Source organism: Streptomyces sp. NPDC044719 (assembly GCF_056433405.1).
Genome location: NZ_JBWKHE010000005.1, coordinates 324,391 through 340,104 on the forward strand (window position 1 = coordinate 324,391; position 15,714 = coordinate 340,104).

Sequence of the window (15,714 nt, forward strand, 5' to 3'; positions counted from 1 at the left end):
ACACGGCGGGCGTTGGTCGTCGGGGTGGGGCGGACCCCCGCGCTGGAGCGGGACGAGCATCTGGCCCGGCGTTTCCCCGCCCTGGAGAGCGCCGTCGAGGACGTCGAGCTCGTGAGCCGTGCGCTGCGCCAGTCGCACTACGAGGTGAGGCCGCTAAACGACCCGGGCGGCTTCGAACTGCTCGGCGCCCTCCAGGAGTTCTTCGACGAGTGCTCCCCGGGCGACACCGCGTTCCTCTACATCTCCTGTCACGGTACGACCGTGGGCAAGCGGGACCATCTCCTGCCCGCCGACGTACAGCCGGGCCGCGCGGACCCGGCGGGCGGCCGGTCCCTGCTCGACCGCACGCTCATAGCCGCCGACCCCGAGGGACTGCTCGACGGTCTGCCGCCCGGTGTGACCACGGTGGTGTGCCTGGACACCTGCCGCACCGAGGAGCCCACGCCCCTGGCCCAGCAGAGCATCGCGACGGTGCTCTCGGCCGCCGAGGACGTGTACTGGCTGTACAGCTGCGGCCGGGGCGAGCGCTCCTACGCCGACCCCCAGGAAGGCAGCTGGTTCGGCCGCGCCCTCGCCAAGGCGCTGGCGCCGACGACCCAGCCGACCACCTTCGCCGACCTCGTCCGGTACACGCGGTCCGCTGTGCGCAGGAACGCCTCCGACGCGGGGGTCAGACCGCCCACCGTCGACCGGTACTTCCCGCACGGGCTGAACGCGGACGGCCCCGGGCCCGTGCTGTGCGAGGGCGCGCAGGAGGCGTACCGGTGGACCACCATGATCGAGCAGTCGAGCCTGTGGGAGTACACCTCGGGCACCGACGCCGTGCACCAACGGGTCAAGAAGCGGCTCGGCGCGCTCGTGGAGCACATCGTGGACTCCCTCTCCACCGAGGGCGCGCACCGCGACGACCCGTGGGCCGACCCGACGTATCCGGTACGGGTGGTCGAGCGGACGGAGATCCTGGTGAAGGGGGCCCGTCTGGAGGGCCGTGACCTGCTCTCGCCCGCCGAGACCGCGGCGCTGCTCGCCGCGCCCGTGGTGCAGGAGGGCATCGTCGCCATCGCGCTCGAGGAGCTGCGCCGGACGATGCCCGAGGGCATGGACGTCAAAAGCACGGCGGACGACGCTCTCGAAGGCCACGACCGCTTGGTGCGGGACGCCGCCCATGACGTGTCCCGCGCGCACTCCCAGGTCAGGCGCACCGTCGCGACCCTGCGCCGCCGTGGCCTCAAGGAGCAGACCACTGCAGCGGACCACTGGCTGCGGCACCGCTTCATCACGGACTGGGACCTGCTCTGGGAGCGCACCGGCGACTACGCGGCCGTGGACACGATCCTCGACCTGCTGGTCAGCGCGGTCCTCGACGCGGCCGCCGACCCCGCGGCAGCACCGGTCAGGGAGGCGACCAGGCTCGGCATCGACGGGCAGTTGCGGCAGGTACTCGGCCATCTGACGGTCCATCCGAGTTCCAGCCCCCGCATCAACGACGCGCGCGGCGGCGACGAATGGGTCACGTATCCGCCGGTGCCCGGGAACTCGTGGCGGGCCCCGGATCTCGCCCGGCTGCTGTGGACGGCCGGTCTCCAGGCGGCCGATCCGCGCCGGATGTCGAGCGTCCTCGTCGACCACCTCGGCGCGCATGAGCCCCTGGACCCGGCCGAGGTGGTGGCCGCCCTGTCGGCCGACTTCGGCTACGACGTGACGCCCCTCGGCGAACAGGACGACTGCGCCTACGAGCTCACCGTCCGCTTCCCCTGTCCCCACCCTGCGCTGCACGTGGCCGTCGAGGAACTCGCCGCGCGCACGAGCGCGACCGTGGGCTCCCTGCACCAGGAGTGGCAGAAGCAGCGCACGACCCCGCCGCCGCTGCTGCGCGGATTCCCCGAGCGCGTCACCACCGACCAGCTCGTCCCCGTCGCCGAACGGTACAAGCAGCCGCTGGAGCGCTTCCGGCTGGCCGAGGACGAGATCCGGCCCCTGCTGATGGGCACCCAGCTCTACGGCGACCCGATGCTGGCGGTGCGGGAGCTGTACCAGAACGCGCTCGACGCCTGCCGCTACCGTCACATGCGACGCCAGTACGGCGCGGCACAGGGACGGCCCGGGCCCGACTGGCAGCCGAAGATCACGTTCACGCAGGGCTGGGACGCCGACGGCAGGCCCTACATCGAGTGCACGGACAACGGTTCCGGCATGAACCGCGCCAAGCTCACCTCGATGTTCGCCCGCGCCGGCAAGCGGTACGAGCAGGACCCCGAGTTCGTCCAGGAACGACGCAACTGGCGCCGCGCCGAACTCGGCGAGATGCCCCTCAACTCCCGCTTCGGCATCGGCGTGTTCAGCTACTTCATGCTCGCCGAGGAGGTGGTCGTCTGGACGAGCCCGGTCGACCACTACGGCCGCGCACCCCAGGTGGAACCGTTGCGCGCCGACATCCAGTCGGGCTCGGGGCTGCTGCGGATCGGCGAGGATCCGCATGTGGCGCTGGACGGGGGGACTCGGGTTCGGCTGTATCTGGGGCAGGACCAGGCGCAGCGGCCTTCGTTGATCGAGACCCTCGAGTCCTTCCTGTGGGTGGCGGACTTCGAGGTGGAGGCATGGGAGTTCGCCGACAACGCTCCCGGCTCCGTCCCGGAGCACTCCCGCTGGGAGCCGGGCATGCTCACCGCTCCGACGCCGAAGCCCTGGCGCTACGACGCCGTACAGGGAGCCCGCGACATCTGGCTGGTGCAGGGCAAGGGCCAGTGGCTGCTGGACGGGGTCGTGATCAAGGACGCGCCCGAGGTCTACGGACGGATCGTCAACCTGCGTGAGCGGCACCGCCCCGAGCCCAGCGTGGACCGCAACAGCCTCATCTCCTGGGACGCTCCGGCGGTGACAACAGAACTCCTGGAGGCCACGGAGAGGGCCACGCCGCAGTGGACCGAGGTCTCGCTCTCCTGGTTGTGGGAGCTCGCCACCCTCTCTCCCCAGCTCGCCGTCAAGGTGCTCGACTCGTTGCCGCCTGATGTCACCGCCGTCATCGATCCGCCGAGGACGGCCCGTCGCAATCAGCTGCCGCGCGCGGTGAGCCTGACGGCAGCGGGATGCCTGCCGGTCGACGCGGACATCAGCACCACGGGCTCTGCCTGGCGTTCGGTCCTGGGGGAGCACGAGGCCGCCCTGGTGCGGAAGTGGCAGGACACCCGGCTGTGCGTGCCCGACGCGGGGCCGCCGTTCCGGCCCGCCGGGTATCCGGAACCGCGCAGCCTGGACGCCGTTCTGTTCCCGAAGAACTCCGAGCCGCGTGAGTGGGAGACGGTTCTGGCCGCCGCCCGCGCGGCAGAGGTACCGGTGGGCAGCACCCTGAAGGCTCTGCGCCGCTACGCGATCGCCGGGCTCTGCGTTCCCGCCGCGCCGGACATCCGTGCGCTGCGCACGGTGCGGCCGAACTGGGCACTGATCGACCTCTGCGTCGCCTACGGTTCGGTGCGCCGTGCGGAGGAGGTCAGTCCCCGCCTCAAGCCGGCCCGGCACGCGCCGCTGCTCCTGATCGCGGCGCGGTACCGGATTCCCCTGGGTGGGGCCGTGGCCTTGCTCGAGCAACTCCGGGCCTGGAATCCCGACCTGCCCGCCCCGCCCGTACTCGACGAGGACCTGCTCACTTCGACACCCGCCCCTGCCGACGCGACGCTGCTGGTGAACGAGCAGTTGGACCCGGAGGGGCCCATGAGGCCCGGCGAGCTGCGCGTCATCGACATCCTCACCCGGGCCGACGCGAGTGTCTCCGTCCGTGACCTGGTGGCGCGGATCCGGCGCTTCGAGCCGCTGGGCTTCAGCCTGCGGACGGAACCGTCGCAGGAGGCACTCGCTCATGGTCCGCTCCAGCCGTCGGAACGCCCGCTGTTCAACCGCTCCCTCGTTGGCCCGGGGGGCAGGCCGGCGTACCGCGACGACGATCTGTCGCTCGTCGAGTTGCTGCTGTTCGCCGCCGAGCTGGGGCTTCGGCCCCGTGAGCTGGCCGCACGCGTGAACGCCCTCACGCCGGTGACGGGCGTCGAGGCCGCGCTGCCGCCGGAGGCGGTGGCCGACTGGCTTCCGCCCCGCCTGGCACTCGCGGCGCTGCGCGCCGTCCGGCGCAGCCGCGAGAAGCGCATCTCTCCCTGGGAGTTCATCAAGGCCCTCACGGGCGACGGCGCCCCACCCCCGCCGATCGAGCGCTCAGCCTCCAGGGTCGATCTCCAGGAGGCCGAGGACGTTCTGCGTCGCCTGGATGCGGCAGGGCTGCTCTCCGCGGACTTCGAGGGCCGGATCGACCAGACGATCCGCCAGCTTGCTTCCGGGAACCACCCGCTGGTCCGCAGCTTCCCGTCCCGCGGGACGCTACGGCTGCGCGAGTACAGCATCCCGGCCGCTGCCCTGGTTCAGCTCAGCGTGGTCGAACGGCGGACGGTCGGCGATGTCGTGGAGAGGCTCACCGGCGAGGACCTCCATCTGCCCCTGTCCGTCGACCGGCTCCCCGCCGAGGTCCTGGAGCTGCAGGCGACCTCCGAGGACACGAGAGCGCTCGCCGTGTGGAAGGGATTCGCTCCCGAGCTCACGATTCAGCAGTTGCTGGCGCATGCCCGCAGTACGCGCCGCACGGTCGCCGAGTCCCTCGCACGCCTGAGCCGGTTCACCCCGCTGGGCGCCCCCTCGACCCCGTGCGACCCTGACGCTCCCGAGGCCGCCGCCCTGCGGGACTTCACACCGCACCTTTTCGACCTGGTCGCGTTCGACGACGGCCTGCTCGGGCAGGGCGTCCTCGGCCCCCTCGAACTCATCCGCACCGCCGGCCGCTTCGGCTGGTCCCTCGGCAAGACCTACGCCCGATACGCCCCCTTCGCCTGTCTCGGGCTGGACGTCACCGTCCGCGAGCCGGAGGGCGAGGTGGCCGGCCGCGTCCCTGACTGGCAGGACCTGATCATCCTCACCGAGCAGCTCACCGGCCGGGCCCCGGCCCTGTCCGGCACCGTTTCCGAGGACCACATCGCGCTCTGCGCGGAGGAGACGGACCTGTCCGAGGCCGAGGTCCGCGATCGGCTGGCCCGGTACGCGGGTCTCTTCTCCCTCGAACTCCCCGCCCCCGCCCCGCACCTGGAAGGCACCCCCGAGTGACGCCCCCGATCGAGTACGACCCCGACGCCGTCCACCCCGGTGTCCTCGCCTTCCGCTGGGCCGTCCGGAGCAACGGCGACGACGCCTCGTACGAAGCCTCCGGGACCTGCCCGGTCTGCACCTGCCCGATGACGCGGACCTGGACCTTCGGACAGCCCCTGGTCGCCAAGGGCGGCTTCCTCGGCCGGCGCGAGGAGCCGGGGCCCGAGCCGTACTACACGGTGTGCCAGTGCCGCACCCTGCACATGAACCGTCCCGCGAGCGAGCCCCTGGGCTGTGGTGCCCTGCTGACCATCGCGCCGCCGCCCAGCGCCGGGCAGTCCGCCGGAGCGACGCCATGACCTTCACGCCCACGCCCCGGCAGCTCCGCGACGCGGACCGCCGGGGACGCGAGGCGGCCTCTCCGGACCGGCAGTTGCAGGCGGCGCTGCAACAGGCCGAGGGCTACCGGAACTTCCTGGCCTCGCTCACCGGCCTGCTCACGGCCGTCTTCGTCCTCAAGGGCCAGGAGGACCTGAGCAAGCTCGGGGACCCCACGCGCTGGTGGGTGATCGGGCTGCTGATCGCCGGGTTCGTCGCTCTCGTCGCCGCATCCTGGCTGGGCGTCGTCGCCGTGCACGGGCGGCCGGGTGAGGAGATCCTGCTGGAGGCGGGCAGGCTGCTGCGGTACGAGAAGAAGCGGACGAAGACCATCTGGCGGCTGGTGGAGTGCGCGCGCTGGCTCGCCCTGGCCGGCGTGCTGTGCGTCGCTGCCGCCGTCATCGTCACGTGGATCGCCCCTGGCAAGTAGGCGGACATGCGACAGCGCCTGCCCGGTCGTCCGGTCGGGGACTGTAGGGCAGGCGCCGTCTGTGTTCCGCACGCCTTTGTACGGGACGTTCTGGGGTGCGCTCAGACCATCAGCGCACGGTCCGTCGGGCGGATCGGAGCCGGCAGCTCGCTGACGCCCGTGAGCCGGCGGTCCACCCCGCGCGCGGCAGAGCGGCCCTCCGCGATCGCCCACACGATGAGCGACTGGCCGCGGCCCGCGTCACCGGCGACGAACACGCCCGGCACGTTGGTCTGGAAGTCGGCGTCGCGGGCGATGTTGCCCCGCTCGTCGAGGTCCAGGCCGAACTGGTCGACCAGGCCGTTGTCGCGGTCGGTACCGGTGAAGCCCATGGCGAGGGTGACCAGCTGGGCGGGGATCTTGCGCTCGGAGCCCGGCTTCGGGGTCAGCTTGCCGTCGATGAACTCCACCTCGGTGAGGTGCAGCCACTGGACGTTGCCGTCCTCGTCGCCCTCGAAGTGGGTCGTCGACACCGAGTAGACGCGGTCGCCGCCCTCCTCGTGGGCCGAGGTGACCTTGTACAGCATCGGGAAAGTCGGCCACGGCTGAGTGGCCGCGTTCCGCTCCTCGCCCGGGCGGGGCATGATCTCCAGCTGCGTGACGGAGGCCGCGCCCTGCCGGTGGGCGGTGCCCACGCAGTCCGCGCCGGTGTCGCCGCCGCCGATGACCACGACGTGCTTGCCCTCGGCCGTGATGGGGGGCGCCACGAAGTCGCCCTCCTGGACCTTGTTGGACAGGGGCAGGTACTCCATGGCCTGGTAGATGCCCTTGAGCTCGCGGCCGGGCACCGGCAGATCGCGGGCCGTGGTCGCGCCGACGGCCAGGACCACCGCGTCGTACCGCTTCTTCAGGTCCGTCGCCTTCAGGTCGCGGCCGATCTCGATGCCCGTGCGGAAGCGGGTGCCCTCCGCGCGCATCTGCTCGATACGGCGGTTGATGTGCCGCTTCTCCATCTTGAACTCGGGGATGCCGTAGCGGAGGAGGCCTCCGATACGGTCCGCGCGCTCGTAGACGGCGACCGTGTGACCGGCCCGGGTCAGCTGCTGGGCGGCGGCCAGACCGGCCGGGCCAGAGCCGACGACCGCGACCGTCTTGCCGGACAGGCGCTCCGGGATCTGCGGGGCGACGTCCCCGGTCTCCCACGCCTTGTCGATGATCGAGACCTCGACGTTCTTGATGGTGACGGCCGGCTGGTTGATGCCGAGCACACACGCCGACTCACAGGGAGCGGGGCACAGACGGCCCGTGAACTCCGGGAAGTTGTTCGTCGCGTGCAGCCGCTCGGAGGCGGCGGCCCAGTCCTCGCGGTAGGCGTAGTCGTTCCACTCGGGGATGAGGTTCCCCAGCGGACAGCCGTTGTGGCAGAACGGGATGCCGCAGTCCATGCAGCGGCTGGCCTGCTTGCTGATGATGGGCAGCAGGGAGCCGGGGACGTAGACCTCGTTCCAGTCCTTGAGGCGCTCCTCGACCGGGCGGGACTTGGCGACCTCGCGGCCGTGGTTCAGAAAGCCCTTCGGGTCAGCCATTGATCGCCGCCTCCATCATCTTCTCGTGGGTCTCGGTCTCGGAGAGACCGGCTCGCTCGGCGGCGTCCTTGGCGGCGAGCACTGCCTTGTACGTGCTGGGGATGATCCTGCTGAAACGCTCGACGGCGGTGTCCCACTCGGCCAGGAGCTTCTCGGCGACGGTCGAGCCCGTCTCCTCCTGGTGGCGGCGGACCACGTCGTGCAGCCACTGCTTGTCGGTGTCGTCCAGCGGCTCCACGGCGTCCACGTTGCCGACGTTGACGTTGTCGCGGTCCAGGTCGATGACGTACGCGATACCGCCGGACATACCGGCCGCGAAGTTGCGGCCCGTCTCGCCGAGCACCACCGCGTGACCGCCGGTCATGTACTCGCAGCCGTGGTCGCCCACGCCCTCGGAGACGACCGTCGCGCCGGAGTTGCGGACGCAGAACCGCTCGCCGGTGCGACCGCGCAGGAACAGCTCGCCGCCGGTCGCGCCGTAGGCGATGGTGTTGCCCGCGATCGTCGAGTACTCGGCGAGGTGGTCGGCGCCCCGGTCCGGGCGGACGATCACACGGCCGCCGGAGAGGCCCTTGCCGACGTAGTCGTTGGCGTCGCCCTCCAGGCGCAGGGTGACACCGCGCGGCACGAACGCGCCGAAGGACTGGCCCGCGGAGCCGGTGAAGGTGATGTCGATGGTGTCGTCGGGCAGGCCCGCACCGCCGAACTTCTTCGTCACCTCGTGGCCGAGCATGGTGCCGACCGTGCGGTTGATGTTGCGGATCTGCACCTGGGCGCGCACGGGCTGGGCCTCGGTGGCGTCCGAGGCGGACAGGGCGTCGGCGGCCAGCTTGATCAGCTGGTTGTCGAGCGCCTTCTCCAGACCGTGGTCCTGGGCGATCAGCTGGTGGCGGACCGCGCCCTCGGGCAGCTCGGGCACGTGGAACAGCGGCTCCAGGTCCAGGCCCTGCGCCTTCCAGTGGTCGACCGCGCGGGTGACGTCGAGGGCCTCGGCGTGACCGACGGCCTCCTCGATGGAGCGGAAGCCCAGCTCGGCGAGGATCTCGCGGACCTCTTCGGCGATGTACTTGAAGAAGTTCACGACGTACTCGGCCTTGCCGGAGTAGCGCTCGCGCAGCGTCGGGTTCTGCGTGGCGATGCCGACCGGGCAGGTGTCCAGGTGGCAGACGCGCATCATGACGCAGCCGGAGACGACCAGCGGCGCGGTCGCGAAACCGAACTCCTCGGCGCCGAGCAGCGCGGCGATGACCACGTCACGGCCGGTCTTGAGCTGGCCGTCGGTCTGCACGACGATGCGGTCGCGCAGGCCGTTGAGCAGCAGCGTCTGCTGGGTCTCGGCGAGGCCGAGCTCCCAGGGACCGCCGGCGTGCTTCAGCGAGGTGAGCGGCGAGGCGCCCGTACCACCGTCGTGACCGGAGATCAGGACGACGTCCGCGTGCGCCTTGGAGACACCCGCGGCGACCGTGCCGACGCCGACCTCCGAGACCAGCTTCACGTGAATCCGCGCCTGCGGGTTCGCGTTCTTCAGGTCGTGGATCAGCTGGGCCAGGTCCTCGATGGAGTAGATGTCGTGGTGCGGCGGCGGCGAGATGAGGCCGACGCCCGGCGTCGAGTGACGCGTCTTGGCGACCCACGGGTAGACCTTGTGGCCGGGCAGCTGGCCGCCCTCGCCGGGCTTGGCGCCCTGGGCCATCTTGATCTGGATGTCGTCCGCGTTGACCAGGTACTCGGAGGTCACGCCGAAGCGGCCGGAGGCGACCTGCTTGATGGAGGACCGGCGGGCCGGGTCGTACAGACGCTCGGGGTCCTCGCCGCCCTCACCGGTGTTGGACTTGCCGCCCAGCTGGTTCATGGCGATGGCGAGGGTCTCGTGCGCCTCCTGGGAGATGGAGCCGTACGACATGGCGCCGGTCGAGAAGCGCTTGACGATCTCGGAGACCGGCTCGACCTCGTCGATGGAGATCGGCTGGCGGCCCGACTTGAAGCCGAACAGGCCGCGCAGCGTCATCAGACGCTCGGACTGCTCGTTCACGCGCTCGGTGTACTTCTTGAAGATGTCGTAGCGGCCGGAGCGCGTGGAGTGCTGGAGGCGGAAGACCGTGTCCGGGTCGAACAGGTGCGGCTCGCCCTCGCGGCGCCACTGGTACTCGCCGCCTATCTCCAGCGCGCGGTGCGCCGGGGCGATGCCGGAGGCCGGGTAGGCCTTGGCGTGGCGGGCGGCGACCTCCTTGGCGATGACGTCGATGCCGACGCCGCCGATCTTGGTGGCCGTGCCGTTGAAGTACTTCTCGACGAAGGCCTCGTCGAGACCGACGGCCTCGAAGACCTGGGCGCCGCGGTAGGAGGCGACGGTCGAGATGCCCATCTTGGACATGACCTTCAGCACGCCCTTGCCCAGGGCGTAGATGAGGTTGCGGATGGCCTTCTCGGGCTCGATGCCGGGCAGGAAGGTGCCGGCGCGGACCAGGTCCTCGACGGACTCCATCGCCAGGTACGGGTTGACGGCGGCGGCGCCGTAGCCGATGAGCAGGGCGACGTGGTGGACCTCGCGGACGTCGCCGGCCTCCACCAGCAGGCCCACCTGGGTGCGCTGCTTGGTGCGGATGAGGTGGTGGTGGACGGCCGCGGTGAGCAGCAGCGACGGGATCGGCGCGTGCTCGGCGTCCGAGTGGCGGTCCGACAGGACGATCAGCCGGGCGCCGTTCTCTATCGCGGCGTCGGCCTCGGCGCAGATCTCCTCGATGCGCGCGGCCAGGGTGTCACCGCCGCCGTGCACCCGGTACAGGCCGGACAGCGTCGCGGCCTTGAAGCCCGGCATGTCGCCGTCGGCGTTGATGTGGATGAGCTTGGCCAGCTCGTCGTTGTCGATGACCGGGAAGGGCAGCAGGACGCTGCGGCAGGAGGCCGCGTTCGGGTCGAGCAGGTTGCCCTGCGGGCCCAGCGCGGAGCGCAGCGAGGTGACGAGCTCCTCGCGGATGGCGTCCAGCGGCGGGTTGGTGACCTGCGCGAACAGCTGGGTGAAGTAGTCGAAGAGCAGGCGCGGGCGGTCGCTCAGCGCGGCGATGGGCGAGTCGGTGCCCATCGAGCCGATCGGCTCGGCACCGGCCTTGGCCATCGGCGCGAGGAGGACGCGCAGCTCCTCCTCGGTGTAGCCGAAGGTCTGCTGGCGGCGGGTGACCGAGGCGTGGGTGTGGACGATGTGCTCGCGCTCGGGCAGGTCGCCCAGCTCGATCTCGCCGGCCTCCAGCCACTCCGCGTAGGGGTTCTCGGCGGCGAGCTCGGCCTTGATCTCGTCGTCCTCGATGATGCGGTGCTCGGCGGTGTCGACGAGGAACATGCGGCCGGGTTGGAGGCGTCCCTTGCGGACGACCTTGGCCGGGTCGATGTCCAGGACGCCGACCTCGGAGCCGAGGACGACGAGGCCGTCGTCGGTGACCCAGTAGCGGCCGGGGCGCAGGCCGTTGCGGTCGAGCACGGCGCCGACCTGGGTGCCGTCGGTGAAGGTGACACAGGCCGGGCCGTCCCAGGGCTCCATCATCGTGGAGTGGTACTGGTAGAAGGCGCGCCGGGCCGGGTCCATGGAGTCGTGGTTCTCCCACGCCTCCGGGATCATCATCAGCACGGAGTGCGGCAGGGAACGGCCGCCCAGGTGCAGGAGTTCGAGGACCTCGTCGAAGGAGGCGGAGTCGGAGGCGTCCGGCGTACAGACCGGGAAGATCCGCTCTATGGCCTTGTCGTCCGAACCGAACAGGTCGGAGACGAGCTGGGACTCGCGGGCGACCATCCAGTTGCGGTTGCCCTTGACGGTGTTGATCTCACCGTTGTGCGCGACGAAGCGGTAGGGGTGGGCCAGCGGCCACGACGGGAACGTGTTCGTCGAGAACCGGGAGTGCACGAGCGCGACCGCGGAGGCGAACCGGCGGTCGGACAGGTCCGGGAAGAACGGCTCCAGCTGGCCGGTGGTCAGCATGCCCTTGTAGACGATGGTCCGCGCGGACAGCGACGGGAAGTACACGCCGGCCTCGCGCTCGGCGCGCTTGCGCAGCACGAAGGCCTTGCGGTCGAGGGCGATGCCCTCCGAAACGCCGTCGCTGACGAAGATCTGGCGGAAGACCGGCATGGTCGACCGGGCGGTGGCGCCCAGCAGCTGGGGGGCGACCGGCACCTCGCGCCAGCCGAGCACGGTGAGGCCCTCCTCGGACGCGATCGTCTCGATCTTCGAGACGGCGTCGCCGGTGGCGTCCTCCGGCAGGAAGGCGATGCCGACGGCGTATCCGCCGGCCTCGGGCAGCTCGAAACCGGCCACGTCACGGAAGAAGGCGTCCGGGACCTGCGACAGGATGCCGGCGCCGTCGCCGGAGTCGGGCTCGGAGCCGGTGGCACCGCGGTGTTCGAGGTTGCGCAGGACGGTCAGAGCCTGCTCGACCAGGGTGTGGGACGCCTCGCCTGTGAGGGTGGCGACGAAGCCGACGCCGCAGGCGTCGTGCTCGTTGCGGGGGTCGTACATACCCTGCGCAGCAGGGCGAGCATCCATGAACGACCAGTTCTGGCCATTCGCGGAGTGCTGGGACGGCTGGCGCGGCGTACGCATCGGCTCTCCCGTCGTCGTCATGTGGCATATGCAAGGTGCCGAGGGACGACGTTGGCCCTCTGCGTGATCGCAAAATTTCGTGCAGGTTACATGATGGAGCGGTTCTCGGGAAGCGGGATAATCCGTTCCAACATGCGGACACCGCAGGTGCGCGGTGGGGGTTCCGCGCCGACGGTGGAAGCTATGGGGGGCCAGTACGGAACGACCGGGTGAGATCGATGCCCGTCGGGCCCGATGGCGGAAAAGGCGTCTTCGCCCCTCCCGCTGGGGGTGCGCGGCGAGCGTCATTGCCCGCAGCGCTTACGGCTCATGCCCCGTGGTTCCACATCCGAAACCAGCGAGTAACGGCTACTTATACGGCCCAGCGCATAAGTCCGAGCCGAGCTATCCTACGGCCGTTCCGAACAAGGTGCCCAGGGCGTACGTCACACCGGCCGCCGCGCCTCCCAGGAACAGCTGCCGCAGCCCGCTGTACCACCAGGTGCGGGCCGTCACCTTGGCCACCACCGCGCCGCACAGGAAAAGCCCCAGCAGCGCGAGCAGCACGGCGGGCCACAGGGTGCTCGCACCCAGGAGATACGGCAGTACGGGAGTGAGCGCGCCCAGCGCGAAGGAGCCGAAGCTCGACACCGCGGCCACGGTGGGCGAGGGCAGATCGCCGGGGTCGATCCCCAGCTCCTCCCGGGCATGGATCTCCAGCGCCTGCTCGGGATCCCTGGACAGCTGCCGGGCGACTTCGCGAGCCAGCCGCGGCTCGACGCCTCTCGACTCGTAGAGCGAGGCGAGCTCGGCCTCCTCGTCCTTCGGGTGCTTGCGCAGCTGGCGCCGCTCCACGTCCAGCTCGGCCTCGACGAGCTCGCGCTGCGAGGCCACCGAGGTGTACTCGCCTGCGGCCATGGAGAACGCGCCGGCGGCCAGACCCGCGAGTCCGCTGAGGACCACGGTCTGCTGGCTCACGGCCCCGCCCGCGACACCGGTCATCAGGGCCAGGTTGGAGACGAGGCCGTCCATGGCGCCGAACACCGCGGGACGCAGCCAGCCGCCGTTCACGTCCCGGTGAGTGTGGTTGTCCCGGTGCGCCTCGTGCAGCGGCGCCTCGGTCTCGATGATGGCCATGAAAGATCCCCGATTCCCTTGCTTCAACGGCTTCTTTGGACGAGTTCCAGATTTTTACAACACCCAAAGTACGCTGTGAATTCCGGCGCCGCCAGCAAGGAAAGGCTGCGCTAACCTGCGGTTTTACCCTTGTCCGCTCACCTGATCAGGACACTGCGCAGATGTCGACCGGGTGATGCTGTGGCTCCCGAGGCTCGGGGCGGTCGCCGGAGTGGGACACATGCCGTATGGCATCGATCGCCTGCATCCCCTCCGTCCCGGCTCCCGGGGACGCCGCCGGACTCCGCGAACGGGCACGGGGCGCACTGCTGGGCCTGGCCGTCGGTGACGCCCTGGGGGCCCCGGCCGAGAACATGAAGCCCTCCGAGATCCGCGCCCGGTGGGGCCGTATCACCGGCTACGTCACCGACAACCCGTCCGGCACGGACGACACCGAGTACGCGATCTTCTCCGGCCTCCTCCTCGCCCGGCACGGCTCCGCACTCACCCCGGCACATGTGGAGGCGGCCTGGCACGAGTGGATCGCCGACCGCGACGAGGGCCCCTTCCGGGGCGCCGGCTTCAGCGAACGCGGCACGCTGGAGAACCTCCGCCGAGGACTTGCCGCGCCCATCTCCGCCCAGCACCGGCACGCCTGGAGCGACGGCCTGGCCATGCGCGCGGCCCCCTTCGGGGTGTTCGCGGCGGGCCGCCCCGCGGAAGCGGCCCGTCTGGTGGCGATCGACGGCTCGGTGAGCCACGACGGCGAGGGCATCTACGGCGGCCAGGCGGTGGCGGCGGGTGTGGCGGCGGCGATGGCGGGCGCCCAGCCCATCGCGGTGGTGGCCGCCGCGCTCGCGGTCGTGCCCGACGACTCGTGGACGGCCCGCTGTCTGCGCCGGGCGGTGGCGGTGGCCCACCGGGGCGAACGGGCGGTCCGCTCCGCGGTCGTCATCGGCGGCTACCCCTGGACCGACCTGGCCCCCGAGGCGGTCGCCCTCGCCTTCGGCGCGTACGCGGCGGCCGACGGCGACTTCGAGCAGTCCGTCCTGACAGCGGTGAACATGGGCCGCGACGCGGACACGACCGCGGCGGTGGCGGGGGCCCTGGCGGGCGCGACACGGGGCGTCTCGGCGATCCCGGAGGCCTGGGCCACCCCCATCGGCCCGGTCCGCGGCCGATGCCTCCCGGCGATGGCGGGCTACCACGTACGGGACGTGGCGGACCTGCTGACAGCGGACGGCGAAGCGGAGGTACGAGCATGACCCCCCTGGCACCGTCAGCCGCGGACGGCGAGAAGCACCCACAGGAGCCACCCGCAGCCGCCGACGGCGAAAGCGCCCCACGGGAGACCAGGACCCCTCGGGTGACAGTTACGGGCGGTGCGCGGGTGGGAGACAAAAGGGCCGAAGGCGAAGCCGAGGCCAGAAGGCCCGAAGGCCTCCTGCTCGGACTGGCCGCCGGAGACGCCGCCGGCTGGCCCGCCGCCCGCCACAGAGCCGCCCGCATGCCCGACTGGACCCGCCGCCTCACCCGCGAGCTGGACACCTTCGCCGAACACAACGCGACGACCACCCTCCCCGTCCCGATCGCCCTGAACCAACCCCCCGAACCCCTCCGCCTCGGCCCCTCCGACGACGCCGAGTGGGCGGCCTTCGCCGCCGAGGCCCTCCTCCGCGCCGGCGACGACACCGTCCTGAACGACCTCAGCCGGGAACGCCGCACCCGCGCCGCGATCGACCTCACCTGGAACGCCATCGCAAGCGAGGTCGCCGCCGCGGCGGACCGCGCCCCCGAGATCGAGTCCGCCGTCCTCCCCCTGCGCGCCCGCATCTCCGTCCGCGCCGGCCTCGGCAACCTCGCCACCGGCCTGCGACCACCCGCCACGGGCCACGACAACCCGCACTACTTCGACGACGCGGCCTGCGTACGCGCCTGCGTCCTCGCCCTGGCCCACCCGGGCGACCCCGCCCGCGCCGCCGCCCTCGCCGAGTTCGACGCCCGCTACACCCAGGACGGCGACGGCGTGCACGGCGCCCGCGCGATGGCCGCGGCCCTCGCCCTCGCCCTGGCCGGCGCGAACGTCGACGCCTGTGTCACGGCGGCCCTCGCCGAACTCCCCGAGGAGACGGAGATCGGCCGCAACGCCCGGCACGCACTGCGTCTCGCCGCCGCCTCGGACAGCGCCTTCGCCCTGGTCCCGCCCCTGGAACACCAGATCGTCGACCACGTCTACAGCTATGGCATCGCCGCCGCCGAAACGGTCCCGGTCGCCCTCGCCCTGGCCACCGCCGCCCGCGGCCGCATCGCGGAGGCGGTTCCGGCGGCGGCCTGTCTGTCCCGGGTCGCGGACTCCGCCCCGGCCCTGGCGGGCGCCCTCACCGGCGCGCTGGGCGGCGGCGCCTCGATCCCGGCCTCCTGGCGGGAGACCTGCCGCACGCTCTCCGGCTGCGTCCTGCCCCGCCTCACCGGCACCGACCTCGTAGAACTCGCCGAACTCCTGGAAGCCGCACAACCGGCCCGCCCAGGTGGATGAT

The 15,714-nt window shown here is 71.5% G+C and carries 8 protein-coding genes; 5 read left to right on the forward strand and 3 right to left on the reverse strand.

Annotated features, from left to right (window positions below; translation table 11 throughout):
- Positions 1 to 24 precede the first annotated feature (24 nt).
- The 3 genes from AC07DF_RS21660 to AC07DF_RS21670 are packed head-to-tail and all read left to right on the forward strand — an operon-like array spanning position 25 to position 5,926.
- A complete protein-coding gene (locus tag AC07DF_RS21660; protein ID WP_478973588.1) occupies positions 25 to 5,136 on the forward strand; it encodes an HD domain-containing protein in 5,112 nt (1,703 codons plus the stop codon).
- Positions 5,133 to 5,477 (forward strand): hypothetical protein, encoded by a 345-nt coding sequence (locus AC07DF_RS21665; RefSeq protein ID WP_478973591.1) that lies wholly within the window; start codon positions 5,133 to 5,135, stop codon positions 5,475 to 5,477. Before AC07DF_RS21660 ends, AC07DF_RS21665 begins: the two co-directional genes overlap by 4 nt.
- Positions 5,474 to 5,926 carry a hypothetical protein gene (locus AC07DF_RS21670; RefSeq protein ID WP_478973594.1) on the forward strand — a complete coding sequence of 151 codons (453 nt, stop codon included), beginning with the start codon at positions 5,474 to 5,476 and terminating at the stop codon, positions 5,924 to 5,926. Before AC07DF_RS21665 ends, AC07DF_RS21670 begins: the two co-directional genes overlap by 4 nt.
- A 101-nt stretch (positions 5,927 to 6,027) precedes the next feature.
- Here AC07DF_RS21670 and AC07DF_RS21675 read toward each other — a convergent pair whose 3' ends face one another.
- The 3 genes from AC07DF_RS21675 to AC07DF_RS21685 form a co-directional block, all read right to left on the reverse strand.
- Complete coding sequence (locus tag AC07DF_RS21675; RefSeq protein WP_478973597.1) at positions 6,028 to 7,491, reverse strand: glutamate synthase subunit beta; 1,464 nt, start codon at positions 7,489 to 7,491, stop codon at positions 6,028 to 6,030.
- Entirely contained in the window at positions 7,484 to 12,082 is a 4,599-nt protein-coding gene (gene gltB / locus AC07DF_RS21680) for a glutamate synthase large subunit (RefSeq protein ID WP_478974631.1), read from the reverse strand. Before gltB ends, AC07DF_RS21675 begins: the two co-directional genes overlap by 8 nt.
- 384 nt (positions 12,083 to 12,466) lie before the next feature.
- Complete coding sequence (locus tag AC07DF_RS21685; RefSeq protein WP_478973599.1) at positions 12,467 to 13,198, reverse strand: VIT1/CCC1 transporter family protein; 732 nt, start codon at positions 13,196 to 13,198, stop codon at positions 12,467 to 12,469.
- 227 nt (positions 13,199 to 13,425) lie between these two features.
- On the opposite strand from AC07DF_RS21685, the gene AC07DF_RS21690 reads away from it, so the two are divergent.
- Together AC07DF_RS21690 and AC07DF_RS21695 are read left to right on the forward strand one after the other, a co-directional pair.
- Positions 13,426 to 14,442, forward strand: a complete 1,017-nt coding sequence (locus AC07DF_RS21690; protein WP_478973600.1) for an ADP-ribosylglycohydrolase family protein — start codon at positions 13,426 to 13,428, stop codon at positions 14,440 to 14,442.
- Positions 14,439 to 15,713 carry an ADP-ribosylglycohydrolase family protein gene (locus AC07DF_RS21695; protein ID WP_478973602.1) on the forward strand — a complete coding sequence of 425 codons (1,275 nt, stop codon included), beginning with the start codon at positions 14,439 to 14,441 and terminating at the stop codon, positions 15,711 to 15,713. Before AC07DF_RS21690 ends, AC07DF_RS21695 begins: the two co-directional genes overlap by 4 nt.
- The last annotated feature ends 1 nt before the right edge of the window (position 15,714 follow it).